General features: G+C 32.4%; 2 protein-coding genes. One reads left to right on the top strand and one right to left on the bottom strand.

Annotated elements, in window-relative coordinates:
- A partial coding sequence (locus AC3WVG_RS11935; RefSeq protein WP_488798340.1) for an RsmB/NOP family class I SAM-dependent RNA methyltransferase occupies positions 1-813 on the top strand: 813 nt, incomplete at its 5' end.
- Positions 814-821: 8 nt separating this feature from the next.
- Here the strand turns inward: AC3WVG_RS11935 and AC3WVG_RS11930 are convergent.
- Positions 822-1,124, bottom strand: coding sequence for a stationary phase-response protein (locus AC3WVG_RS11930; RefSeq protein ID WP_488798339.1), 303 nt, complete (start codon positions 1,122-1,124; stop codon positions 822-824).
- Positions 1,125-1,356 lie beyond the last annotated feature (232 nt).

Genomic DNA, 1,356 nt, shown 5'->3' with positions numbered 1-1,356 from the left:
TTAATGGAAAAACCTGTTAAGTATGTTAGAGTATGTACACATCTAGTAAGTGTTGACGAAGTTGTTAGAAGACTCAACGAGAGAGGTATTTCTTGTAGTGTTGATTCAGACTTTGATGATTTAATAGTTATTCATAGTGATGTTAATGTTGCTAAATTGAAAGAGTATAGAGATGGTTTAATATATCCTCAAGATAAGGCTAGTTTAGCTATATCTAAACTACTCCTCGAGGAGTGTAAGAAGTATAAGACTATTTTTATAGATTTGACAGCTGGTCCTGGTAATAAGATGTCTTACATATCTCAATATGGATTTTATACTATAGGTTTTGAAATTTCTAGAAGAAGAATTTTAGAGATTAAGAGGAATGTTGAGAGAATCAGGTTATACAATGTTGACTATGTGCATACTGATTCTACATATCTTCCTATCAAGCTTAGAGATAGTACTAAACTATTTTTAATAGATCCGGACTGTTCTAGTTTAGGTAGACTTCAACATAATCCTGAAATTAAGATGTGGTTAACTCCTATAGATGTTTTAAATAAGTCTATACTTCAGAGAAATCTTCTTAGAAATGTGTTAAGTAAGGTTTTGAGAGGTAGTACTGTGTATTATTGTACATGTACTTTAACATATGAAGAGAATGAGTATAATGTTATCTCTATGCTTAATTTAGATAATGTCGATATTGACTATATTGGATTTTTAAAGTTGGGTATTTCTAGTCCTATACTCAGGAAGTGTGTTGTCATTCTACCTCACATACATAGATGTTCTGGATTTTTCATATCAAAAATTGTTAAATGTTAAAAACATGGCTATACTATATCTTTAATTTGTTCAAGTATGCTTATTACTTGCCAAAATATTACCCTACTAAATAGTGGCATGTTTGGATCCATTAATACATCATCTAGTATACTTATAACCATCGATGCTTTAACTCCAGGACTTAGTGATGGATTCATTAGTACTCTAATTGCCTCACTTGCAGCTCTACGTATATTTCTAGGTACTCCCATATCTTGAACTACTCTAGTTAGGTAGTATAGTGCCTGTTTTAGTCTTTCTTCAATTTCTGCTTTAGTCGCTTTTCCCTGTGAAGTATCTACACTCGACATCTCTGTTCTATGTGTTGTGTTAGGTCTTATAAAGTCTAATCTGCATTATATAGTGTAGAATGTCTGATCTAGAGATGTGGTTGTTAGATATTACGTATGGTATTGGTAAGAGAGGTCTTGAGCTTAGGATATATGGGATTGATCGTGATGGTAATAGAGTACTCCTACTAGATAGAGGTTTTAGACCATACTTCTACGCAATATTGAAGAACAATGTAAACCCTGATGAAGC

It is taken from the genome of Desulfovulcanus sp. (assembly GCF_982781345.1).
This window is presented reverse-complemented; position numbering and strand designations above follow the sequence as displayed.